Source organism: Pseudomonas sp. IT-P218, from assembly GCF_949767605.1.
Lineage (GTDB): Bacteria > Pseudomonadota > Gammaproteobacteria > Pseudomonadales > Pseudomonadaceae > Aquipseudomonas > Aquipseudomonas putida_AE.
Map to the genome: position 1 here is coordinate 1 of NZ_CATKQQ010000018.1, position 22,100 is coordinate 22,100.

The 22,100-nt window shown below is 60.9% G+C and carries 21 protein-coding genes; 13 read left to right on the forward strand and 8 right to left on the reverse strand.

Translation table 11 applies throughout. The features are described 5' to 3' along the window. Window positions 1-176 precede the first annotated feature (176 nt). Both ACM6I6_RS13420 and ACM6I6_RS13425 read right to left on the reverse strand, forming a co-directional pair. On the reverse strand, window positions 177-1,670 hold the full coding sequence (locus ACM6I6_RS13420; RefSeq protein ID WP_408599677.1) for a CoA-acylating methylmalonate-semialdehyde dehydrogenase: 1,494 nt from the start codon (window positions 1,668-1,670) through the stop codon (window positions 177-179). A gap of 74 nt (window positions 1,671-1,744) precedes the next feature. Next, window positions 1,745-3,094 (reverse strand): aspartate aminotransferase family protein, encoded by a 1,350-nt coding sequence (locus tag ACM6I6_RS13425; protein ID WP_274077746.1) that lies wholly within the window; start codon window positions 3,092-3,094, stop codon window positions 1,745-1,747. Between the two features lie 136 nt (window positions 3,095-3,230). Between ACM6I6_RS13425 and ACM6I6_RS13430 the strand changes: the two genes are divergently transcribed. The 6 genes from ACM6I6_RS13430 (at window position 3,231) to ACM6I6_RS13455 (ending at window position 9,668) form a co-directional block, all read left to right on the forward strand. Continuing rightward, on the forward strand, window positions 3,231-4,151 hold the full coding sequence (locus tag ACM6I6_RS13430; protein WP_406592985.1) for a LysR family transcriptional regulator: 921 nt from the start codon (window positions 3,231-3,233) through the stop codon (window positions 4,149-4,151). Between the two features lie 75 nt (window positions 4,152-4,226). Next, window positions 4,227-4,877, forward strand: coding sequence for a TetR/AcrR family transcriptional regulator (locus ACM6I6_RS13435; RefSeq protein WP_020796325.1), 651 nt, complete (start codon window positions 4,227-4,229; stop codon window positions 4,875-4,877). A gap of 7 nt (window positions 4,878-4,884) precedes the next feature. Continuing rightward, window positions 4,885-5,466, forward strand: a complete 582-nt coding sequence (locus tag ACM6I6_RS13440; protein WP_274077748.1) for an IMPACT family protein — start codon at window positions 4,885-4,887, stop codon at window positions 5,464-5,466. A 604-nt stretch (window positions 5,467-6,070) separates the two neighbouring features. Beyond that, window positions 6,071-7,624: an ABC transporter ATP-binding protein gene (locus tag ACM6I6_RS13445; protein WP_414920029.1), complete on the forward strand. Its 1,554-nt coding sequence runs from the start codon at window positions 6,071-6,073 to the stop codon at window positions 7,622-7,624. Between the two features lie 11 nt (window positions 7,625-7,635). Then, entirely contained in the window at window positions 7,636-8,742 is a 1,107-nt protein-coding gene (locus tag ACM6I6_RS13450; RefSeq protein WP_414920030.1) for an ABC transporter permease, read from the forward strand. Further along, window positions 8,742-9,668, forward strand: coding sequence for an ABC transporter permease (locus tag ACM6I6_RS13455; RefSeq protein ID WP_414920031.1), 927 nt, complete (start codon window positions 8,742-8,744; stop codon window positions 9,666-9,668). The genes ACM6I6_RS13450 and ACM6I6_RS13455 overlap by 1 nt, the downstream gene beginning before the upstream one ends. Here ACM6I6_RS13455 and ACM6I6_RS13460 read toward each other — a convergent pair. Further along, window positions 9,665-9,952: a hypothetical protein gene (locus ACM6I6_RS13460; RefSeq protein ID WP_414920032.1), complete on the reverse strand. Its 288-nt coding sequence runs from the start codon at window positions 9,950-9,952 to the stop codon at window positions 9,665-9,667. The genes ACM6I6_RS13455 and ACM6I6_RS13460 overlap by 4 nt on opposite strands. Window positions 9,953-10,061: 109 nt before the next feature. Here ACM6I6_RS13460 and ACM6I6_RS13465 point away from each other — a divergent pair, with 109 nt between their 5' ends. Both ACM6I6_RS13465 and ACM6I6_RS13470 read left to right on the forward strand, forming a co-directional pair. Further along, window positions 10,062-10,745, forward strand: coding sequence for an SDR family oxidoreductase (locus tag ACM6I6_RS13465; RefSeq protein WP_323607124.1), 684 nt, complete (start codon window positions 10,062-10,064; stop codon window positions 10,743-10,745). A gap of 166 nt (window positions 10,746-10,911) precedes the next feature. Further along, on the forward strand, window positions 10,912-12,270 hold the full coding sequence (locus ACM6I6_RS13470) for an 8-oxoguanine deaminase (protein ID WP_274077754.1): 1,359 nt from the start codon (window positions 10,912-10,914) through the stop codon (window positions 12,268-12,270). Window positions 12,271-12,408: 138 nt separating this feature from the next. On the opposite strand, the gene ACM6I6_RS13475 is transcribed toward ACM6I6_RS13470, so the two are convergent. Continuing rightward, a complete protein-coding gene (locus tag ACM6I6_RS13475) occupies window positions 12,409-13,500 on the reverse strand; it encodes a calcium:proton antiporter (RefSeq protein WP_414920033.1) in 1,092 nt (363 codons plus the stop codon). A 286-nt stretch (window positions 13,501-13,786) separates the two neighbouring features. Between ACM6I6_RS13475 and ACM6I6_RS13480 the strand changes: the two genes are divergently transcribed. From ACM6I6_RS13480 to ACM6I6_RS13490, 3 genes are all read left to right on the forward strand, one after another. Further along, a complete protein-coding gene (locus ACM6I6_RS13480; RefSeq protein ID WP_414920034.1) occupies window positions 13,787-14,860 on the forward strand; it encodes a BMP family ABC transporter substrate-binding protein in 1,074 nt (357 codons plus the stop codon). Between the two features lie 136 nt (window positions 14,861-14,996). Beyond that, window positions 14,997-15,965, forward strand: a complete 969-nt coding sequence (locus ACM6I6_RS13485; protein ID WP_414920035.1) for a 2-oxoglutarate and iron-dependent oxygenase domain-containing protein — start codon at window positions 14,997-14,999, stop codon at window positions 15,963-15,965. 78 nt (window positions 15,966-16,043) lie between these two features. Further along, window positions 16,044-16,997 carry an adenosine deaminase gene (locus ACM6I6_RS13490; protein ID WP_020796340.1) on the forward strand — a complete coding sequence of 318 codons (954 nt, stop codon included), beginning with the start codon at window positions 16,044-16,046 and terminating at the stop codon, window positions 16,995-16,997. Between the two features lie 102 nt (window positions 16,998-17,099). Here ACM6I6_RS13490 and ACM6I6_RS13495 read toward each other — a convergent pair whose 3' ends face one another. Continuing rightward, window positions 17,100-17,834, reverse strand: a complete 735-nt coding sequence (locus ACM6I6_RS13495) for a helix-turn-helix transcriptional regulator (RefSeq protein ID WP_323607134.1) — start codon at window positions 17,832-17,834, stop codon at window positions 17,100-17,102. A 225-nt stretch (window positions 17,835-18,059) separates the two neighbouring features. Further along, a complete protein-coding gene (locus ACM6I6_RS13500; protein WP_323607136.1) occupies window positions 18,060-18,989 on the reverse strand; it encodes a LysR family transcriptional regulator in 930 nt (309 codons plus the stop codon). A gap of 118 nt (window positions 18,990-19,107) precedes the next feature. Between ACM6I6_RS13500 and ACM6I6_RS13505 the strand changes: the two genes are divergently transcribed. Both ACM6I6_RS13505 and ACM6I6_RS13510 read left to right on the forward strand, forming a co-directional pair. After that, window positions 19,108-20,121 carry a zinc-binding alcohol dehydrogenase family protein gene (locus tag ACM6I6_RS13505; protein WP_323607137.1) on the forward strand — a complete coding sequence of 338 codons (1,014 nt, stop codon included), beginning with the start codon at window positions 19,108-19,110 and terminating at the stop codon, window positions 20,119-20,121. A 171-nt stretch (window positions 20,122-20,292) separates the two neighbouring features. Then, on the forward strand, window positions 20,293-20,463 hold the full coding sequence (locus tag ACM6I6_RS13510; RefSeq protein ID WP_274077761.1) for a hypothetical protein: 171 nt from the start codon (window positions 20,293-20,295) through the stop codon (window positions 20,461-20,463). Window positions 20,464-20,471: 8 nt separating this feature from the next. On the opposite strand, the gene ACM6I6_RS13515 is transcribed toward ACM6I6_RS13510, so the two are convergent. Both ACM6I6_RS13515 and ACM6I6_RS13520 read right to left on the reverse strand, forming a co-directional pair. Further along, window positions 20,472-21,668, reverse strand: a complete 1,197-nt coding sequence (locus ACM6I6_RS13515; RefSeq protein WP_408599663.1) for a multidrug effflux MFS transporter — start codon at window positions 21,666-21,668, stop codon at window positions 20,472-20,474. 91 nt (window positions 21,669-21,759) lie between these two features. Beyond that, on the reverse strand, window positions 21,760-21,957 hold the full coding sequence (locus ACM6I6_RS13520; protein ID WP_274077763.1) for a heavy-metal-associated domain-containing protein: 198 nt from the start codon (window positions 21,955-21,957) through the stop codon (window positions 21,760-21,762). Window positions 21,958-22,100 lie beyond the last annotated feature (143 nt).

The window sequence follows — 22,100 nt, forward strand, 5'->3', positions numbered from 1 at the left end:
CTACGTAACTCATTGTTTACCAAGGAGTTTTCCGTTTCGGCTGCGCCGGAAGTGGGGCGAATTATAGGCTTCCAGAATCTGCCGTCAACCTCTATTTTCACAAAACTGTCATATAGCTAAAAAGCACCAGAAACAAAAAGGCCGACCCGTTGGGTCGGCCGTCTTTACCCTTCTACTTACAAACTAGGGAAAGCGAACTGCGAAGCTTCATGGCTCGCACGTTGCGGCCAGCGCTGGGTGATGGCTTTGCGGCGGGTGTAGAAACGCACACCATCCGGGCCGTAGGCATGCAGGTCGCCGAACAGCGAACGTTTCCAGCCACCAAAGCTGTGGTAGGCCACTGGCACCGGTAACGGTACGTTAACGCCGACCATGCCGACTTCGATCTCGTCGCAGAACAGGCGCGCCGCTTCCCCGTCACGGGTGAAGATGCAGGTGCCGTTGCCGTACTCGTGATCGTTGATCAGTTGCATCGCCTCTTCCAGGCTGTTCACACGGACGACGCACAGCACCGGCCCGAAGATCTCTTCTTTATAGATGCGCATTTCTGGCGTGACGTTGTCGAACAGGCAGCCACCCAGGAAGAAGCCTTCCTCATGACCGGCCACGGTCAGACCACGACCGTCCACGACCAGTGTCGCACCGGCTGCTACGCCGTCTTCTACGTAACCGCTGACCTTGTCCCGCGCTTGCCCCGTGACCAGAGGGCCCATGTCCAGACCGCAGGAAGTGCCAGCACCGATTTTCAGCGCCTGGATTTGTGGAACCAGTTTGGCCACGAGAGCATCTGCAACCTGGTCGCCGACACACACGGCTACCGAGATTGCCATGCAGCGCTCGCCGCAGGAACCGTAAGCCGCGCCCATCAGTGCGCTGACCGCGTTGTCCAGATCGGCATCCGGCATCAGCACCGCGTGGTTCTTCGCACCACCCAGGGCCTGGACGCGTTTGCCGCGCTTGGTGCCTTCGCTATAGATGTACTCGGCAATCGGGGTCGAACCGACGAAGCTCAGTGCCTTGACTTCCGGCGCTTCGATCAGCGCGTCCACCGCAGTCTTGTCGCCGTGCACCACGCTCAATACGCCTTTCGGCAAACCGGCTTCCAGCAGCAACTGGGCAATCAGCAGCGTCGAGCTCGGATCACGCTCGGATGGCTTGAGGATGAAGCAGTTGCCGCAGACGATGGCCAGCGGGTACATCCACAGCGGCACCATGGCCGGGAAGTTGAACGGAGTGATACCGGCCACTACGCCCAATGGCTGGAAGTCGGACCATGCATCGATGTTCGGGCCGACGTTGCGGCTGTATTCGCCCTTGAGGATTTCCGGCGCCGCGCAAGCGAACTCGACGTTCTCGATACCGCGCTTCAGTTCACCGGCGGCGTCTTCCAGGGTCTTGCCGTGTTCTTCGCTGATCAGTTGGGCGATACGTCCTTCGTTCTGCTCCAGCAGTTGCTTGAAGCGGAACATGACCTGGGCACGCTTGGCCGGTGGCGTATTGCGCCAGGCCGGGAATGCAGCCTTGGCCGCGTCGATAGCGCTCTGGATGGTTTCGCGAGTCGCCAGCGGCAACTTGTGGATAGCCTGGCCGGTGGACGGGTTGAACACATCAACCGCGCGACCGTTCTCGGTCACCAGTTCGCCATTGATCAAATGCGGAATAACGCTCATGGAAGCTCCTGAAAAGTTGTCCACAGGCGCGCCCGAATCGGCGCGCCCGTTGTTTGTAGGTATGTAAGGAGAAATCAGTCGATCTTGCCGAGCACTTCGCCGACCGCGTCGAATAGACGATCCAGGTCCTGCGGCTTGCTGTTGAACGTTGGGCCGAACTGCAGGGTGTCGCCGCCGAAGCGCACGTAGAACCCGGCTTTCCACAAGGCCATGCCCGCTTCGAACGGACGCACGATGGCGTCGCCGTCACGTGGCGCGATCTGGATCGCACCCGCCAGGCCATAGTTACGAATGTCGATGACGTTCTTGGTGCCCTTGAGGCCATGCAGCGCGTTTTCGAAATGCGGTGCGACTTCGGCGACGCTCTGTACCAGGTTTTCCTTCTGCAGCAGATCCAGTGCTGCCAGGCCGGCGGCGCACGCCACCGGGTGTGCGGAATAGGTGTAGCCGTGGGGGAATTCCACCGCGTATTCAGGCGTCGGCTGATTCATGAACGTCTGGTAGATCTCGGAGCTGGCAATGACCGCGCCCATCGGGATCGCACCATTGGTGACTTGCTTGGCGATGCACATCAGGTCCGGGGTCACGCCAAAGGTGTCGGCACCGAACATGTTGCCGGTACGGCCGAAACCGGTGATCACTTCGTCGAACACCAGCAGGATGTTGTGCTGATCGCAGATCTCGCGCAGACGTTTCAGGTAACCCTGCGGCGGAACCAGTACGCCAGCGGAACCGGCCAGAGGCTCAACGAATACCGCCGCGATGTTCGAGGCATCGTGCAGCTCGATCAGCTTGAGCAGTTCGTCAGCCAGGGCGATACCGCCCTGCTCCGGCATGCCACGGGAGAACGCATTGCTCGCCAGCAAGGTGTGCGGCAGGTGATCGACGTCCATCATCGCCTGGCCGAACAACTTGCGGTTGCCGTTGACGCCACCCAGGCTGGTACCGGCGATGTTCACGCCGTGGTAGCCACGGGCACGACCAATCATCTTGGTCTTGGTCGACTGGCCTTTCAGGCGCCAGTAGGCACGCACCATTTTCACGGCGGTGTCGGCGCACTCGGAGCCCGAGTCGGTGAAAAACACGTGGTTCAGGTTGCCCGGGGTCAGGTCGGTGATTTTCTCTGCCAGCTGGAACGACAGCGGGTGACCGTACTGGAAGCCTGGCGAGTAATCGAGTGTGCCCAGTTGCTTGGCGACCGCTTCCTGGATTTCCTTGCGAGTGTGCCCTGCGCCGCAGGTCCACAGACCCGACAGCGAGTCATAGACCTTGCGACCCTTGTCGTCGATCAGCCAGCTGCCCTCGGCACCCACGATCAGGCGCGGATCGCGCTGAAAGTTACGGTTGGCGGTGTACGGCATCCAGTGAGCATCGAGCTTGAGCTGGCTGGCCAGGGATGTCGGGGCGTTTTCAGGCAAGTTCATGGGTGAAACCTCGCAAGGCAATAAGCGCGTAAGGATTGAAACCGCTGTTGCAGCTAAATTGCCACGGGGATAAAGTCGGTGAAATGCAACTTTTCTAACCTTCAGTCAGCCCCTCACTAAACTATCGAGTAAACGCATGTCCAGCCGTCGCCCCGATCCACTGGCGCAAGTCAGCGACTTTGATATTCGCCTGCTGCGGATCTTTCGCAGCGTGGTCGAAAGTGGCGGCTTCTCTGCGGCTGAAAGCGTGCTCGGTATCGGCCGCTCGGCCATCAGCCAGCAGATGAGCGATCTGGAGCAGCGCCTGGGTTTGCGCCTGTGCCAACGTGGCCGTGCCGGTTTTTCCCTGACCGAAGAAGGTCGTGAGGTTTATCAATCGGCGTTGCAGCTGCTAAATGCCCTGGAAAGTTTCCGCACCGAGGTCAACGGCCTGCACCAGCACTTGCGCGGCGAATTGACCATCGGCCTGACCGACAACCTGGTCACCCTGCCCCACATGCGCATCACCCACGCCCTGTCGCAATTGAAGGAACGCGGCCCGGACGTGCAGATCCAGATCCGCATGATCGCGCCCAACGAAGTGGAACAAGGCGTGCTCGACGGGCGCCTGCATGTCGGCGTAGTGCCGCAGGCCAGTGCGCTGTCGGGGCTGGAGTATCAGCCGCTGTATAGCGAACGCTCGCTGCTGTACTGCGCGGTTGGCCACCCACTGTTTTATGTCGATGACAAGCAACTGGACGACGGGCGTTTGAACAGCCAGGACGCCATCGCCCCGACCTTCCGTTTGCCAGCGGATATCCAGGCGCATTATCAGGCGCTCAACTGCACCGCCAGCGCGTCGGACCGCGAGGGCATGGCGTTCCTGATCCTGACCGGGCGCTACATCGGCTACCTGCCGGACCATTACGCCAGCCTTTGGGTGCAGCAAGGCCGGTTGCGCGCATTGAAATCAAAAAGCCGATTCTATGATCTCAGCCTGGCTTCGGTGACCCGCAAGGGGCGTCGTCCGCACCTGGTTCTGGAAAGTTTTCTCGAAAGCCTGGCCGCAACACGCTGAACATCCGGTTGTGGTGTATTCGGTTTTACGCTATCAACGCACTGGATGCACCCACCCCCTTGTCCGGAAGTGCCTATGACCTTTGAAGTCCCAGCCCACAGCGGCAAACCCGCCAGCCGCATTCGTCAGAAGAACGAAGAGACCATCATCAAAGCAGCCGAAGACGAGTTCGCCCGTCACGGGTTCAAGGGCACCAGCATGAACACCATCGCCCTGAATGCCGGCTTGCCGAAAGCGAACCTCCATTACTACTTCACCAACAAACTCGGTTTGTACGTGGCGGTGCTGAGCAACATCATCGAGTTGTGGGACAGCACCTTCAATACCCTCACTGCGCAAGACGACCCGGCCGAAGCCCTGACCCGCTATATCCGCGCCAAGATGGAGTTTTCCCGGCGCCAGCCGCAAGCCTCCCGAATCTTCGCCATGGAGGTCATCAGTGGCGGCGAATGCCTGACCGAATATTTCAACCAGGACTATCGCACCTGGTTCCAGGGCCGTGCCGCGGTGTTCCAGGCGTGGATCGACGCTGGCAAAATGGACCCGGTCGACCCGGTGCACCTGATTTTCCTGTTGTGGGGCAGCACCCAGCATTACGCCGACTTCGCCACGCAGATCTGCCGGGTCAGCGGGCGCAGCAAGCTGACCAAGCAAGACATGGAAGACGCCGGCAACAACCTGATCCGTATCATTCTCAAAGGCTGCGGCCTGACACCCTCTCTCTAAGACCCCTATGCCTTTTACCCTCAGCGACTTCTGCGAATACCGCGAAGAGATTCGCAAAAGCCGCTTCATCACCTTCGCCGCGCCGATCGGCAGCCCCGCCGAAGCCCAGGCTTTCATTGCCCAGCACAGCGATCCGAACGCGACGCACAATTGCTGGGCGTGGAAGCTCGGCGATCAATACCGCAGCACTGACGATGGCGAACCCGGCGGCACGGCTGGGCGGCCGATCCTGGCGGCCATCGAGGCACAGGATTGTGATCAGGTCGTCGTACTGGTGATTCGCTGGTATGGCGGCATTCAACTGGGCACCGGTGGACTGGCCCGGGCTTACGGCGGCGGTGCCAATAAGTGCCTGCAAACGGCGCCGAAGATTGAGTTGATCAGTCGGGTGCCGGTGCGCTGTGCCTGTGCGTTTGGTGAGTTGGCGTTGGTCAAGCTGCGGGTTGCGGAACTTGGTGGGCTGGTGGTGCACGAGGATTTCACGGCCAATGGCGTTGAACTGCAATTAGCGGTGGGTGCCGGGCAGATCGACACATTGCAATCTCTACTCGCCGACTTGAGTCGTGGACGGATTGTGTTGCAGCACTAGCAAGATCAAAAGATCGCAGCCTGCGGCGGCTCCTACAGGGGATCGCGGACATCCTGTAGGAGCTGCCGCAGGCTGCGATCTTTTGGGGCACGCGCATTTTTTGCATATTCCATAGTTGCCCACATCTGCTGTGCACCCGACTGTGGATAACCTGAGCACATAACGCTGTAACCCTTCTGTCATGCGGCTTTGCGGGCTTTGCTCATTTTTCGTCCATTTCGCCCATAAAATTGTTAAATCCAATTAAAAACAATTAGTTAGAGTGGTTTAGCACTTTTAGAAGATAGCCGCCCCACGCTTATGCCCGTCCCTTGAGCTTGCGCACAAATACTGTGGAGCAATCTGTGGATAACCCGTTCATGGCTGGCGCGGCTGCATATCCGGCATGGCTTGCCGGCGAATGCTCATTTTTTGATCAAGAGACCACGCGCAAAACCGGAGCCGGCTCAACCGCCCTGCACTTTTGTGGTGCCCGGTTTGCGGTGCGTCCCGGCCTGCCTGCGCGCAAAGTGGCTTGGCGCACGCGGCCCAGGCAAATTTCCTGACCTGATGGCCAGAAAATTGCTTTATCCACAGGCATGCACTCCATCGAACCGAGCCTGTCATGCCCATCGCCGATCCAACGCCCCGCCTCCAACTGAGCAGAATCAGTAAACGCTACCCCGGCTGCCTGGCCAACGATGCCATCGACCTGACCATCGCCCCGGGTGAAATCCACGCCCTGCTCGGCGAAAACGGTGCAGGCAAAAGCACCCTGATGAAGATCATCTACGGCGTCGTGCATGCCGACGCCGGCGAGATATTCTGGCATGGCCAGCCCGTGACCCTGCGCAACCCGGCCCAGGCTCGCGACCTGGGGATCGGCATGGTGTTCCAGCACTTCTCGCTGTTTGAAACCTTGAGTGTGGCGCAGAACATCGCCCTGGCCATGGGCCCGGCGGCAGGCACGCCCAGCCAGCTTGAACGCAAAATCAGCGAAGTGTCGCAGCGCTACGGCATGGCGCTGGAGCCGCAGCGACTTGTCCACAGCCTGTCCATCGGCGAGCGGCAACGGGTGGAAATCATTCGCTGCCTGATGCAGGACATCCGCCTGCTGATTCTCGACGAACCGACCTCGGTGTTGACCCCGCAGGAGGCCGACGATTTATTCGTGACCTTGCGCCGACTGGCTGCCGAGGGCTGCAGCATTCTGTTCATCAGCCATAAACTCGCCGAAGTGCGTGCGCTGTGCCACAGCGCCACCGTGTTGCGCGGCGGACGAGTGGCCGGCCATTGCGTGCCGGCCGAATACTCGGATCGGCAACTGGCGCGCCTGATGGTGGGCGATGCGGCGGAGTTGATCACCGATTACCCGAAGGTGACGGGCAGCGATGTGTTTTTGCACATGCAAGGCTTGTCCTGGCACAACCCGGACCCGTTCGGCTGTTCGCTCAAGGCCATCGACCTTGCGGTGCGCAGCGGCGAGATAGTCGGCATCGCCGGTGTCGCCGGCAATGGTCAGGATGAACTGCTGGCGTTGCTCAGCGGTGAAGAACGGCTGGGCCGCAACGACGCTGCGACCATCCGTTTCGGCGGCGAAGCGGTCGCGCATTTACGCCCCGATGCCCGCCGCCAGCGCGGACTGGCCTTCGTCCCGGCCGAACGCCTGGGGCATGGCGCCGTACCGGACCTGAGCCTGGCGGACAACGCCCTGCTTACTGCATTCCAGCACGGGTTGGTGAGCAAGGGGCTGATTCAGCGCGCCAAGGTCCTGGCAATGGCGCAAGACATCATTCGCCGCTTCGGGGTCAAGGCAGCCGGCCCCCTGGCACCGGCCCGCAGCCTGTCCGGCGGTAACCTGCAGAAATTCATCCTTGGCCGGGAAATACTTCAACAGCCGAAATTGCTGGTGGCCGCGCACCCGACCTGGGGCGTGGATGTCGGCGCGGCCGCGACCATTCACCGGGCGTTGATCGCCCTGCGCGATGCCGGCGCGGCGATCCTGGTGATTTCCGAAGACCTCGACGAATTGTTCCAGATCAGCGACCGCCTCGGTGCCTTGTGCGGCGGACAGTTATCGCCGCTCAAGGCCACCGTCGACACCCGCCTGAGCGATGTTGGTGGCTGGATGGCCGGCCAGTTCGACACCTCTCACCTACCCGCCTGCGCAATACGTTAACGGAGTTTCACATGCTGCTTTCTCTTGAACCCCGTGGCCAGCAATCGAGCCTGATGCTGTGGTGCTCGCCGTTGCTTGCGGCGGTCCTGACCCTGGGCTGTGGCTCGTTGCTGTTTATCGCTTTGGGCCACGATCCTTTGCTGACTTTGCATACGCTGTTGATCGCGCCCATCAGCGACCTGTATGGCATCTCCGAATGGCTGGTCAAAGCGTTACCGATTCTGCTCTGCGCGTTGGGCCTGGCCGTTGCGTACCAGGCGCGAATCTGGAACATCGGCGCCGAAGGCCAACTGCTGCTCGGCGCCCTGGCCGGCAGTGCTTTGGCGGTGAATATCATCGAGCTGCAAAGTCGCTGGGCACTGGTCCTGATCCTGCTCACCGGGACCCTGGCCGGTGCCGCATGGGCTGGGCTGACGGCCTGGTTGCGCACGCACTTCAACGCCAATGAAATCCTCACCAGCATCATGCTCAATTACATCGCCCTGAACCTGCTGCTGTTTTGCGTGCACGGCCCGCTGAAAGATCCGGAAGGGTTCAACTTTCCGCAGTCGGCGATGTTCGGTGACGCCAGCCGCTTGCCGCTGTTGATGGAAGACGGTCGGGTTCACGCCGGCGTGTATTTCGCCCTGCTCGCTTTGGTGGCGGTGTGGGTGCTGCTGCAGAAAAGTTTTCTCGGCTTCCAGATCAAGGTGCTTGGGCTGGACAAGCGCGCAGCCGGTTTTGTCGGCTTTCGCGAAAAACGCCTGGTCTGGCTGGCACTGTTGATCAGCGGCGGCCTCGCGGGCTTGGCCGGTGCCTGTGAAGTGAGCGGGCCGATCGGGCAATTGGTCCCGCAGGTTTCGCCCGGCTACGGCTATGCGGCGATCACCGTGGCGTTTCTCGGGCGCTTGAACCCCCTTGGCATTCTGTTTTCCAGCCTGTTGATGGCGCTGCTGTACATCGGTGGCGAGAACGCGCAAATGAGCTTGAACCTGCCGCAGGCGATCACCCAATTGTTCCAGGGGATGATGCTGTTTTTCCTGCTCGCCTGCGATGTGCTGATTCTCTACCGACCCCGTTTGAACCTGCACTGGGCTCGCCGTGCACCCGCCACCGCCGTACCAGCAGGAGCGCTGTGATGGATATCGATCTGCTGAGCAACATTTTCTACGCCATGGTTCGTTGCGGTACGCCGTTGCTGCTGGTGGCGCTGGGCGAACTGGTGTGCGAGAAAAGCGGCGTACTCAACCTGGGCCAGGAAGGCATGATGCTGTTTGGCGCGGTGATCGGTTTCATCATCGCGTTCAGCACCGGCAACCTCTGGCTTGGCGTCTTGCTGGCGATGCTCGCCGGGATGCTGTTGTCCTCGTTGTTTGCCCTGGTGGCGCTGGTCTTCAACGCCAACCAGGTGGCCACCGGTCTGGCCCTGACGATTTTCGGCGTAGGGCTGTCGACCTTTGTCGGCGCGGCGTGGGTGGGTAAACCGCTGGCGGGCTTCGAGCCGCTGGCGATCCCGTACTTGAGCGAGATCCCGTTGATCGGGCGGATGCTGTTCGCCCAGGACCTGCTGGTGTACCTGTCATTCGCGCTGTTTGCGCTGGTGGCCTGGGTGACGCTGAAAAGCCGCGTCGGGCTGATCATCCAGGCGGTCGGCGAAAACCCGGATGCCGCCAGTGCCATGGGCTTGCCGGTGTTGGCCGTGCGGGCATTGGCGGTGTTGTTCGGCGGCGCGATGGCCGGGTTGGCCGGTGCGTACCTGTCGCTGGCCTACACACCGATGTGGGCGGAAAACATGAGCGCCGGCCGCGGCTGGATTGCCCTGGCCCTGGTGGTGTTCGCCAGTTGGCGGGTATGGCGTTTGCTGCTCGGTGCGTACCTGTTCGGGCTCGCCAGCATCCTGCACCTGGTGGCGCAGGGGCTGGGGCTGGCGATTCCGTCGAGTTTGCTGGCGATGCTGCCGTATGTGGCGACCATCGTGGTGCTGGTGCTGCTGTCCCGGGACCGGATGCGCACCCGTTTGTATGCGCCGGTTTCGTTGGGGCAGCCGTGGCGGGCCGGGCATTAAGCGCTGACTGTTACGGCCTCTTCGCGAGCAAGCCCGCTCCCACAATTGACCGAGTGCACACCAATCCAATGTGGGAGCGGGCTTGCTCGCGAAGGGTCCCGCACAGGCAACACCTGAGCCACGCCCCACGCCAATTCAAACACCAGGAAAACCACCAGCATCAGGCTCGACAACAGTCCATGCACCACGGCAAAACTCCAGGGTGTGGCGAACGCTGCCATGACGACCAGGTCGTACCACGCGCTGCCGCGTACCAGCTGACGATACTGCGTTGAAGTCCACATCGACATTGCTCCATCAATTTCAGGGAGCAACAAGGCTAAAGCCTGGAGTATGCTCCAGGGTCAAGCCGGATCCGGAACCCACGTCCCTGAACTTTCAAGGAAGCCACACATGTCCAGAACTGCACTGATCATCGGCGCCTCCCGGGGCCTTGGCCTCGGCCTGGTGAAAACCCTGCTGGCCGACGGTTGGCAAGTCACCGCCACTGTGCGCAATCCGCAAAACGCCGAAGCCCTCAAGGCAGTGGGCAATGTGCGGATCGAAAAGCTCGACATGGACGATCAGCAAGCGGTGATCACGCTGAGTCAGCAACTGAAGGACGAAGTGTTCGACCTGCTGTTCGTCAACGCCGGCGTCAAAGGCCCTGAGGTGCAGACGCCCAACGGTGGCGCGACACTGGCCGAAGTCGGCCAACTGTTCTTCACCAACGCCGTGGCGCCGATCAACCTGGCCCAGCGTTTTGCCGGGCAAATCCGTCCGGACAGCGGCGTGCTGGCCTTCATGAGCTCGGTACTGGGCAGCGTGACCATGCCCGACGCGCCGGAACTGGCACTGTACAAGGCCAGCAAGGCGGCGCTCAATTCCATGACCAACAGCTTCGTCACTCAACTGGGCGAACAGAAACTCACCGTGCTGTCGCTGCATCCGGGCTGGGTGAAAACCGACATGGGCGGTGAAGGTGCTGACATCGATGTAGAGACCAGCACGCGGGGGCTGGTGGATCAGGTGAATGCGTATGTGGGCAAGGGCGGGCATCACTTCATCAATTACCGGGGTGAAACCATTCCCTGGTAATTACACCGCCCCAATGGGGTTTTGCGTTGTCTGGTCGGACCGGACTTGCCCGCGAAGCCCTTTTGATCGACACTTCGCACCTCGCCTCCCCGGCGACCCTGGATCAGCAGACAGGGCAACACTGAGCTGGCAACCCTGAACCCAACTTTCAGAGGAGCCGGCCAACATGCCTGCGACCCGTACCTGGTTAAAAAATCCCCTCGCCATTTTCACAGCCAACGGTCTCGATGCCCGTGGCGGCCTGGTGCTGCAAGACGGTTTGATCGTCGAAGTGCTTGGCCTCGGCCAGCAGCCTGCCACGCCTTGCAACGAAGTGTTCGACGCCCGCGAGCATGTGATTCTGCCGGGGCTGATCAACACCCATCACCACTTCTATCAAACCCTGACCCGCGCCTGGGCGCCAGTGGTCAACCAGCCGTTGTTTCCCTGGCTGAAAACCCTGTATCCGGTCTGGGCACGGCTGACGCCGGAAAAACTCGCCCTGGCCACCAAAGTCGCACTGGCCGAATTGCTGCTCTCCGGTTGCACCACGGCTGCCGATCACCATTACCTGTTCCCGCAAGGCCTGGAAAATGCGATCGACGTGCAAGTCGAAAGCGTGCGCGAACTGGGCATGCGCGCCATGCTGACGCGCGGCTCCATGAGCCTGGGTGAAAAGGACGGTGGCCTGCCGCCGCAGCAAACCGTACAGGAAGGCGAAGTCATCCTGGCCGACAGCCAGCGCCTGATCGCCGAGTACCACGAACGTGGTGACGGCGCGCAAATCCAGATCGCCCTGGCGCCCTGCTCACCCTTCTCCGTCACACCGGAGATCATGTCCGCCAGCGCCGAACTGGCGAATAAACTCGACGTGCGCCTGCACACGCACCTGGCCGAAACCCTCGACGAAGAAGATTTCTGCCTGCAGCGTTTCGGTCTGCGCACCGTGGATTACCTGGACAGTGTCGGCTGGCTCGGCCCGCGTACCTGGCTGGCCCATGGCATCCACTTCAACCCGGACGAGATCGCTCGCCTCGGTGCGGCCGGCACCGGCATCTGCCATTGCCCGAGCTCTAACATGCGCCTGGCCTCCGGCATTTGCCCGACCATCGAGCTGACCGATGCCGGCGCATTGCTCGGTCTCGGCGTGGACGGTTCAGCGTCCAACGATGCGTCGAACATGATGCTCGAAACCCGTCAGGCGCTGTACATCCAGCGCCTGCGCTACGGTGCCGAGAAGATCACTCCAGAGCGCGTGCTGGGCTGGGCGACCAAGGGCTCGGCCAGTTTGCTCGGGCGGACCGATATTGGCGAGATCGCGGTGGGCAAGCAGGCGGACCTGGCGTTGTTCAAGCTTGATGAACTGCGTTTCTCCGGCAGTCACGATCCGGTGTCGGCGCTGTTGTTGTGCGGTGCCGATCGCGCGGATCGGGTGATGGTCGGCGGCAAATGGCGAGTGATCGACGGGCAGGTCGAAGGGCTGGATCTGAAAGGGTTGATCGCTGATCACACTCAAGCAGCTCGGCAGTTGATCGCAGGCGTCTAAGCCTATGGAGATCTAATGTGGGAGCGGGCTTGCTCGCGAAGACGATGTGTCAGTCGATATTTCATTGCCTGACACACCGCCTTCGCGAGCAGGCCCGCTCCCACATTGATCCAGTTTCCACCTTGATTTTCGGTTGGATCACAGGCCCAGCAACGACAACATGATGAACGTCGCAAACAGCACAAAATGAGTCATCCCTTCGATGGCGTTGGTTTCGCCATCGTTGAGGTTGATCGCGCTGACGATCAGGGTGATGAAGATCATCACGGTCTGCACCGGGGTCATGGCCATCTGGAACGGCTGGCCGGTGTAGAGCGCCATCGCCTCCATCACCGGCACCGTCAGGATCACCGTCGACAGTGAGGCACCCAGGGCGATGTTGACCACCGACTGCATGCGGTTGGCCAGCGCCGCGCGCAATGCCGTCAGAATCTCTGGCGCGGCCGAAATGGCCGCCACCAGGATCGCCGTGATCACCGGTGGTGCGCCCGTTCCTTCCAGCCCCAGATCGAGGGTCTTGGACATCACTTCGGCCAAGGCGCCGATCACCACCACACCGAATACCAGGATGCCGATGGACAACGTCAGGTTGATCGGTGCCGGCTCCTGCTCCAGGGGTTCTTTTTTGCGGCGTTTGTCCGGGTAGCTGTAGCTGAAAAAGTAACTGTGCGGCCCGACCTGCATGCGCAGGAACAAGGTATAGAGCACCACCATCGCGCCAATGGTGAACGCCGAATAGAGCTTCCAGTCGGCTTCGGGAATGAACTCCGGGACCACCATCGACACGCCCATGGCGGTCAGGATCATCACGCTGTAGCTGCGCGCCGAATCATCGTTGTAGGACTGTTCGCCGTGCTTGAGCCCGCCCATCAACGCCGCCAGGCCGAGGATGCCGTTGATGTCGAGCATCACGGCTGAGTAGATGGTGTCGCGCACTAGGGTGGCCGAGGCTTCGTTGCTCATCATGATCGCCAGGATCACTACTTCCACCAGCACGGCGGCCAGGGTCAGGATCATCGTGCCGTAGGGGTCGCCGACCTTTTCCGCAAGCAGTTCGGCCTGATGGGCGACGCGCATGGAGGCGGCGACGATGAACGCGATCAGCACCAGCCCTGCAGATAGTGCGACGGCCTGGCCGCTGTGCAGCAACCAGTGCTCCAGCGGGAAAGCGACGACGACGGCGATCAGGGCCAGCAGCAGAAAGGTTTCTTGCTTGAGAATCGTGAGCATGGCGGGCCTTTTTGCCGTTGAGGTGCGATAGGTGACTGACTGCGGCGCGGCGCTAACGTTTCGTTTCACCTTAGCGCACCAGTGGATGGCAGCTGTGCCAGGCACTGCACTTTTATCGGTCTTCCCGGCCTCTTTGCGGGCAAGCCCGCTCCCACAGGATTTACGCAACCCTTGTAGGAGCGGGCTTGCCCGCGAAGGCCTCCCCTCGGTCTAACGCCGATGTTGTCCTGTTGGTCAGCAATTTGCATTGGCCCTGACCACACACAACAAAATGGGGTTCGAATTCATGCAAATACGTCCGCTGCATAAACTGCTGTGCGCCGCCATCGGTCTGGGGATCAGCCTTACCGCCAGTGCCAGCGAGCCGCTGAAAGTCGGCTTCGTCTATATCGGCCCGATCGGCGACCACGGCTGGACGTATCAGCATGAACAGGGGCGCAAGGCGCTGGCGGAAAAACTCGGCGACCGGATCACCACCAACTATGTGGAAAACGTTGCCGAAGGCGCCGACGCCGAGCGAGTGATCCGCAACATGGCCAAGGACAAGTACGACCTGATCTTCACTACCTCGTTCGGCTACATGAACCCGACACTCAAGGTCGCCAAGCAGTTTCCCCAGGTGACCTTCGAACACGCCACCGGCTACAAGCAGGACAAGAACCTGGGCACCTACCTGGCGCGCACCTATGAAGGTCGCTACGTCGGCGGTTTCCTCGCGGCCAAGATGACCAGGAGCAAAAAGATCGGCTACGTCGCCTCGTTTCCGATCCCGGAAGTGATCCGCGACATCAACGCCATTCAACTGGCCCTGAACAAGTACAACCCCGGCACCGAGATCAAGGTGGTGTGGGTCAACTCCTGGTTCGATCCGGGCAAGGAAGCCGACGCCGCCAACGCGCTGATCGACCAGGGCGTCGACGTGGTGTTCCAGCACACTGACAGCCCGGCGCCGATCCAGGCCGCTGAACGGCGCGGCGTATATGCCGTGGGCTACGCTTCGGACATGGCGCACTTCGGCCCCAAGGCGGTGCTGACCTCCATCGTCAATGACTGGGCGCCGCATTATCTGCAAGCGACCCAAAGCGTGATCGACCACAGCTGGAAAACCCAGGATTACTGGGGTGGCCTGAAGGAAGGCACCGTTGAACTGCCGATCAGCGACCTGGTGCCGGCGGCGGTGAAAACCGAAGCCGAACAGATCATCGCCGATATCAAGAGCGGCGCGCTGCAGCCGTTTACCGGGCCGATCAAGGACCAGGCCGGGGTCGAGAAAATACCCGCAGGGGTTAGCGCGACGAATACGGAGCTGGCGTCGATGAATTATTACGTGGAAGGAATGAAGGCCGAGATGCCGAAATAAATCCAGCGACCAACACAAAACCCCTGTAGGAGCGAGCTTGCTCGCGATGGTGTGTCAGTCGACTCGATGCAGCTGATACACCATCGCGAGCAGGCTCGCTCCCACAATGGATTTTCAGCGTATTCCAGGATTGTGTATGAACAGCCTTCCCATCATCGACATCAGCCCGCTCTACAGCGACGATCACAGCGCCTGGCCAGCCGTGGCACAACAAATCGACCTCGCCTGCCGCGAATGGGGATTCTTCTACATCAAGGGTCATCCAATCAGCGCGGCGCGCATCGATGCCGTGTTCGACAACGCCAAGCAATTTTTCGCCCTGCCCACCGCCGAAAAACTCAAGATCGACATCACCCAGTCCCGCCACCATCGCGGTTACGGCGCCATCGCCACCGAACAACTGGACCCGAGCAAACCCAGCGACCTGAAAGAAACCTTCGACATGGGCCTGCACCTGCCCCTCGACCATCCCGAAGTACTGGCGGAAAAACCGTTGCGCGGCCCCAACCGCCATCCATCGGTGCCGGGCTGGGAGGCGCTGATGGAGCAGCACTACGTCGACATGCAGGCGCTCGCGCAAACCCTGTTGCGGGCAATGACCATGGCGCTCGGCATCGAGCGCGACTTTTTCGACACACGCTTTGTCGAGCCGGTCAGCGTATTGCGGATGATTCACTACCCGCCGCGTCACACCGCCAGCTCCATCGATCAGCAAGGCGCCGGTGCCCACACCGATTACGGCTGCATCACCCTGCTCTACCAGGATTCTGCCGGTGGCTTGCAAGTCAGGAACGTAAAGGGCGAATGGATCGACGCCCCGCCGATCGAAGGGACGTTCGTGGTCAACCTCGGTGACATGATGGCGCGCTGGAGCAACGACCGTTACCTGTCGACGCCACACAGGGTGATCAGCCCGTTGGGCGTAGATCGCTATTCGATGCCATTCTTTGCCGAGCCGCACCCCGACACCCGCATCGAATGCCTGCCGGGGTGCCAGGATGAGCAGCAGCCGGCGAAATACCCGGCCACCACTTGCGCCCAATTCCTGCTCTCACGCTTCGCCGATACCTACGCTTATAGACGGGATCAGGAGGCGGTGGAATGAACCGCCTGGTCAGGTTTTACCAATTTTTGCAGCGAGCCTCTGTAGAATGGCGCCATTGCACCTGATGAGAAAAGAATTATGTACGACTGGCTGAACGCCCTGCCCAAGGCAGAACTGCACCTGCACCTGGAAGGTTCGCTGGAGCCCGAGCTGCTGTTTGCCTTGGCCGAACGCAACAAGATCGCCCTGCCATGGAGCGATGTCGAAACCCTGCGCAAGGCCTACGCTTTCAATAACCTGCAGGAGTTTCTCGACCTGTATTACCAGGGCGCCGACGTGCTGCGCACCTCCCAGGACTTCTACGACCTGACCTGGGCCTACCTGTTGCGCTGCAAGGCGCAGAACGTGATTCACACCGAACCGTTCTTCGATCCGCAGACCCACACCGACCGTGGCATTCCATTCGAAGTGGTGCTCAACGGCATCGCCGCCGCGTTGAAGGATGGCGAGCAGCAACTGGGCATCACCAGCGGCTTGATCCTGAGCTTCCTGCGCCACTTGAGCGAAGAGCAGGCGCAGAAAACCCTCGACCAGGCACTGCCGTTCCGCGACGCGTTTGTCGCCGTGGGTCTGGACAGCTCCGAGATGGGCCACCCGCCGAGCAAATTCCAGCGGGTGTTCGATCGCGCCCGTGGCGAAGGTTTCCTGACCGTCGCCCACGCCGGTGAAGAAGGCCCGCCCGAGTACATCTGGGAAGCCCTCGACCTGCTGAAAATCCAGCGCATCGACCATGGCGTGCGCGCCATCGAAGACGAGCGCCTGATGCAGCGCATCATCGACGAGCAGATTCCGCTGACCGTGTGCCCGCTGTCCAACACCAAGCTCTGCGTGTTCGATCACATGTCCCAGCACAATATTCTCGACATGCTCGAGCGTGGCGTGAAAGTGACCGTGAACTCGGATGACCCGGCGTACTTCGGCGGTTACGTCACCGAAAACTTCCATGCCCTGTATACCGATCTGGGCATGACCCAGGACCAGGCCAAACGCCTGGCGCAGAACAGCCTGGATGCTCGTTTGGTAAAACCCTGAGGTTTACCGGATTCTTCTGTAGGAGCAAGCTTGCTCGCGATAGCGGTTTGGCACTCAACATTGATGTCGACTGACACTCCGTCATCGCGAGCAAGCTTGCTCCTACAGGGCCATTTCAACCTCGGTCTGTTTGGCGAACCGGTGAATTTCTCGCTGCCCGGCGGCGGTGAGCTGCAGGGCACGGGAATCCATGGGCAAGTTCAGCCAACCCGACTGCATGAACAACTGCAGCAACGCCGCACCCAGGGCGCCGCCCAGGTGCGGACGTCTTTCGCTCCAGTCGGGACACGCACACGCGACCTTGCCGTTGCGATGGGCCAGCGCCTGAATGAAGACGCCGCGTGCCTCCAACTGCGTCGCGCCCTTGAGCGTGACCGTGACCCGCTGATCGAACTGTTCGATCCAGCCCGCGTCCAGCAGGCGCTGGTAAAGATCGGCGGCCAGGGTGCCACCCAAATGGTCGTCACAAAGCCGTGCGCGCAACAACGGCGAAGCGCTCGGCCGAGGTTTCGCCAGGGGCGCGGCGCGCTTGAAAATATCCGGGATATCCTGGGGTGCGCTGGCCAGCGTGGCGCTGGCCAGCGCTTCGATCGCGGCACCGACTTCGGGAGCCGTCAGGCGGAAGAAGCGCTTTCGCCCACGGGCTTCTACTTTCAACAGACCTCCGGCGGACAACCGCCCCAGGTGCGCACTGGCGGAGGACGGTGACAGGCCGGCCATCAATGCCAGTTCTTCGGTATGTCGCGCCGAGCCGTCCATCAAGGCCCACATCATTGCGCTGCGCTTGGGGTCAGCCAGCAATGTGGCTATCTGGCTGATGCAAGGTGCATGTTCCATGTATTCACTCCCTGTTGAATCGTTTCGTCCTGCTGCCCAGAGATATCTTGACCAGTAAGGTGCCGTCGGCCAAACGTGGAAACTGCCATAAACCGGTTTCGCCATGGCGATCGACGTGCGTGTACGAGGCGAACGTTAGTATAGGCCGGTTGACCGCCAGATCCTGCCCCCTGCAAACCGCAGATGCTGATAGTTCCTGAGGGAAATTTCGCTTTTTACCTGCGACTAATGATCAATGTCTGATAACCCTGGAAAATGACTACTCAAGCGCGCGCATCGGCTGGCAAGCATTTCCCGCAAGAGGTTCACCGGCTTACTCAATTGTGCGCGATGGGCGCACAACAGATTCAGCGGTGCGCGCTCACAGAGCAGCTCCGGCAGCAGCACTTTCAAACGCCCCGCGAGCACATCGGCGGCCACATCGAGCCAGGATTTGTACGCGATCCCGGCCCCTGCCAGCGCCCACAGACGCACGACATCGGCATCGTCACTGAAACGATCGCCACTGACGGTCAGGCCGACCTCGCGCTTGCCGTCATGAAAGGTCCAGTGATCGTGAACGCGGCTGCCCAGCATGAACAGCAGGCAATTGTGCTGGGCCAGTTGTTCCAGCTGGCGCGGTTCGCCACGCCGGGCGAGATATTCGGGCGCGGCACACAACACGCGACGATTGTGGGGGGCGATGGGCAGCGCCACCAGGCTGGAGTCCTCCGGTTCGCCGTAGCGCAGGGCGATGTCCACCGGCTGGCGGAACAGGTCGGCGATGCGATCGCCCAGCAGCAGGCGCACGGTCAGCTTCGGGTGCTCGCGCTGGAACTCGTCCAGCCAGGGCAGCAACAGGTTGCGACCGAAGTCCGACGGTGCCGACAGCTGCAGGACTCCGCTGACCTGATCCTGGCCACTGGCCAACAATCGCCGGCCTTCGTCGAGGGAACTCAAGGCCGCCCGGGCGTACTCGAGAAAACCTTCACCTTCGGCGGTCAGGCGCAGGCTGCGGGTCGAACGCGCCAGCAGTCGGGCGCCCAGCTGCTGTTCGATGCGTTTCAACGCCGCGCTTGCCACCGCCGCCGACATGTCCATGCCCCGCGCGGCCGCGGACAGACTGCCCAGGTCCGCGGCCCGGACGAATAACTGCAAATCATCGAATCGCAGCATGTGAAGCCTTTTATTATCAAAAAAATATTGAAAGAGACTGCTGTTTTAGCGGGTTTTATCTTGCGAAGAAATAGCCAATCATCCGCCCATCGAATCCATAGTTATCTGGGAGCCTTCCATGAAAGCCGTTGCCTACTACGCCTCGCTGCCGATCAGCGATGAAAACGCCCTGCAAGACATCGACCTGCCGGAGCCGGTCGCTGGCCCCCGTGACCTGCTGGTGGAAGTCAAAGCCATCTCGGTCAACCCGGTCGATACCAAGGTCCGTCAGAACGTCCAGCCAGAAGTCGGTACGGCCAAAGTGCTGGGTTGGGACGTGGCCGGCGTGGTCAAGTCCGTTGGCAGTGAAGTGACCTTGTTCAAGACCGGCGACAAGGTGTTCTACGCCGGCTCCATTGCCCGCGCCGGGGGTAACAGCGAGCTGCACGTGGTGGATGAGCGCATCGTCGGCCATATGCCGAAGTCGCTCGGTTTCGCCGAAGCCGCTGCCCTGCCGTTGACCGCCATTACCGCGTGGGAGTTGCTCTTCGAGCGCCTGCAAGTGCGCGAAGGCAAGACCGATGAAAGCCAGAGCCTGCTGATCGTCGGCGCCGCCGGTGGCGTTGGCTCGATCCTCACGCAACTGGCCAAACAGCTCACGGGCCTGAAGGTCATCGGCACGGCTTCGCGCCCGCAAACCCAAAGCTGGGTCACGGCCCTGGGTGCCGACCAGGTGATCGACCACAGCCAGCCACTGAGTGAAGCGCTCAAGCACGCCGGCATTGATCAGGTGACCCATGTCGCCAGCCTGACCCAGACCGATCATCACCTCGATCAACTGGTCGAGGCGTTGGCACCGCAAGGCAAGCTGGCGCTGATCGACGACCCGAAAACCCTCGACGTGACCAAGCTCAAGCGCAAGAGCCTGTCGCTGCACTGGGAGTTCATGTACACCCGCTCACTGTTCGAGACCGCGGACATGATCGAGCAGCACAAACTGCTCAACCGGGTGGCCCATCTGATCGATGCCGGGACGTTGAAAACCACGGTTGGCGAACACTTTGGCACCATCAATGCGGCTAATCTGCGGCGTGCACATGCGCTGTTGGAAAGCGGGAAATCCAAGGGCAAGATCGTGCTGGAAGGATTCTAGGCATCCTCAGGAATTGGCCCTCGGACGGCGATTTTTTTTGTTACAAACCGTCAGTCCGAGAGTTGATCCTTGTCATAGAAGCCATCGTAATCGGGTCTACAATCGAAACCTCTGCGAGGAAATCTTTACCCATCCTTTTTACGCAACGTCTTTTACAAGAGGAGTTCAGCTATGAAGATCCTGATAAAAGAATTGGCAAAATCCCAGTGGCAGGTCCGCCTGGACCAACATACCGTGATGTTCCGCAGCGAAGCGGAAGCGCGGGCGTTCACCAATACCCTTGAAGCGCGATTGCACGCTCCCCATCAGATCCCCGACCGCCAGCAGCGTGCCGCTGGCTGAGTCCGTCCTCAGACCTGGGCTTGCACCAGCGCCCGGGCATTTTGCAGACGCCGGGTGAGCATCGCCGCGCTCACCACCAGAATCCCGCACAGGCTGATGACCATGGCCATCGGCATGGCGCTGCCGTCGTGCAAAACACCCACCAGCGCCGCGGCGCCTGCCGCGACACTGAATTGCAGGCATCCGAGCATTGCCGAAGCGCTACCGGCGCGGGCGCCCTGGCCGTTCATCGCGCAGGCCGAGGCATTGGGCAGGATGCAACCCAGGCTGGCGATGCAGGCGAACAATGGAATCAGCAACGGCCACAGCTGCGCGGTGTGCAGCGCGCTGACGGCGAGCAATGCCAGGCCGGCACCGAGGTAGATCCACACGGTGCGCGTCAGCAGGAACGCCGGACCACGCTTGGCCAACAGTCGCGCATTAATCTGGGCCACCAGAATGAACCCCGCTGCGTTGACACCGAAGTACCAACCAAAGTGTTCGGCCGGGACGCCATAGAGCTTGATGAAGATGAACGGCGACCCGGCGATGTAGGAGAACATGCCGGCGATGGCGATACCGCCCGTCATGGCATGGCCGAGGTACACCGGGTCCTTCAGCAGGCGTGCGTACTGACGGAACGCCCCGCTCAGGGGTTGGCGTGGCAAATGGGCGGGCATGCTTTCCGGCAAACCCAGTGCCACAGCCAGACCTGCCAAGGCGCTGAAACCGGTCAGCGCGAGGAAGATCGACTGCCAGCCCGTGGTGTTGACCAGCAAGCCGCCGAGCATCGGGGCAAGGATCGGCGCCAGGCCCATTACCAGCATCAGCTGCGAAAAGACTTTCGCCGAACCCACCGCATCACATTTGTCGCTGACCACCGCCCGCGAGATCACCATGCCCGCGCAACCGCCCAGGGCCTGCACGAAGCGTGCGCCGATCAGCCATTCCAGGTTCGGTGCATAGGCGCACGCCAACGAAGCGGCGGTAAACAAGCCGACGCCGATCAACAGGGGAATGCGTCGCCCGAAACGATCCGCCACCGGACCGTAGGCCAGCTGGCCAATGGACAAGCCAAGGAAATAAGCGGCCAACGTCAGTTGGACGTGTTGTTCGTCGGTACCGAAGGCAAGCGCCATCGCCGGGAACGCCGGCAGATAGAAATCGATCGCCAGCGGACCGAAAGCGCTCAAGGCGCCAAGAATAAGGATTGTACGAAAATTCATCAGGCATCCATGGAACAGAAGTCGGCAGCCCGACAGTCTAGCCGCGCATGGACGCCTTGAACATTAAGTTAGCTCGCTAACTATTAAAAAGTCAGGCCAATTTCACGCTGTAGCCTTCTTCACTGATGAGCGCGATCACTTGATCGGCGCTCAATGCGCTCTCGACCCCGACTTCCCTGGCCGCCAGATCGACCCGCACACTCGCCGCCGGATCCCGGGCCTGCACCGCCTGGGTGATCGCCTTGACGCAGTGACCGCAGGACATGCCTTCAACGTTGAACACTTGCATGGATGACTCCTTTAATGTGCCATTCGAAAGAGGTGACCTGCAGTCTTGAGCTTGCCACCATGGCAAGGTCAAGTTCTGCAGTGACCTGCCGGGCTGGCAATCGGCTTCGCGCTCGGCCAAGCTGCGGGTATTTACGATTTGAT

Bases quoted from the DNA above. Each gene is read 5' to 3' on its own strand.
- ACM6I6_RS13480 (WP_414920034.1), top strand. From the start codon at position 13,787: ATGCAAATACGTCCGCTGCATAAACTGCTGTGCGCCGCCATCGGTCTG.
- ACM6I6_RS13490 (WP_020796340.1), top strand. From the start codon at position 16,044: ATGTACGACTGGCTGAACGCCCTGCCCAAGGCAGAACTGCACCTGCAC.
- ACM6I6_RS13420 (WP_408599677.1), bottom strand. From the start codon at position 1,670: ATGAGCGTTATTCCGCATTTGATCAATGGCGAACTGGTGACCGAGAAC.
- ACM6I6_RS13475 (WP_414920033.1), bottom strand. From the start codon at position 13,500: ATGCTCACGATTCTCAAGCAAGAAACCTTTCTGCTGCTGGCCCTGATC.
- ACM6I6_RS13460 (WP_414920032.1), bottom strand. From the start codon at position 9,952: ATGTGGACTTCAACGCAGTATCGTCAGCTGGTACGCGGCAGCGCGTGG.
- ACM6I6_RS13470 (WP_274077754.1), top strand. From the start codon at position 10,912: ATGCCTGCGACCCGTACCTGGTTAAAAAATCCCCTCGCCATTTTCACA.
- ACM6I6_RS13440 (WP_274077748.1), top strand. From the start codon at position 4,885: ATGCCTTTTACCCTCAGCGACTTCTGCGAATACCGCGAAGAGATTCGC.
- ACM6I6_RS13455 (WP_414920031.1), top strand. From the start codon at position 8,742: ATGGATATCGATCTGCTGAGCAACATTTTCTACGCCATGGTTCGTTGC.
- ACM6I6_RS13450 (WP_414920030.1), top strand. From the start codon at position 7,636: ATGCTGCTTTCTCTTGAACCCCGTGGCCAGCAATCGAGCCTGATGCTG.
- ACM6I6_RS13510 (WP_274077761.1), top strand. From the start codon at position 20,293: ATGAAGATCCTGATAAAAGAATTGGCAAAATCCCAGTGGCAGGTCCGC.
- ACM6I6_RS13465 (WP_323607124.1), top strand. From the start codon at position 10,062: ATGTCCAGAACTGCACTGATCATCGGCGCCTCCCGGGGCCTTGGCCTC.
- ACM6I6_RS13505 (WP_323607137.1), top strand. From the start codon at position 19,108: ATGAAAGCCGTTGCCTACTACGCCTCGCTGCCGATCAGCGATGAAAAC.
- ACM6I6_RS13445 (WP_414920029.1), top strand. From the start codon at position 6,071: ATGCCCATCGCCGATCCAACGCCCCGCCTCCAACTGAGCAGAATCAGT.
- ACM6I6_RS13430 (WP_406592985.1), top strand. From the start codon at position 3,231: ATGTCCAGCCGTCGCCCCGATCCACTGGCGCAAGTCAGCGACTTTGAT.
- ACM6I6_RS13425 (WP_274077746.1), bottom strand. From the start codon at position 3,094: ATGAACTTGCCTGAAAACGCCCCGACATCCCTGGCCAGCCAGCTCAAG.
- ACM6I6_RS13520 (WP_274077763.1), bottom strand. From the start codon at position 21,957: ATGCAAGTGTTCAACGTTGAAGGCATGTCCTGCGGTCACTGCGTCAAG.
- ACM6I6_RS13515 (WP_408599663.1), bottom strand. From the start codon at position 21,668: ATGAATTTTCGTACAATCCTTATTCTTGGCGCCTTGAGCGCTTTCGGT.
- ACM6I6_RS13485 (WP_414920035.1), top strand. From the start codon at position 14,997: ATGAACAGCCTTCCCATCATCGACATCAGCCCGCTCTACAGCGACGAT.
- ACM6I6_RS13500 (WP_323607136.1), bottom strand. From the start codon at position 18,989: ATGCTGCGATTCGATGATTTGCAGTTATTCGTCCGGGCCGCGGACCTG.
- ACM6I6_RS13435 (WP_020796325.1), top strand. From the start codon at position 4,227: ATGACCTTTGAAGTCCCAGCCCACAGCGGCAAACCCGCCAGCCGCATT.
- ACM6I6_RS13495 (WP_323607134.1), bottom strand. From the start codon at position 17,834: ATGGAACATGCACCTTGCATCAGCCAGATAGCCACATTGCTGGCTGAC.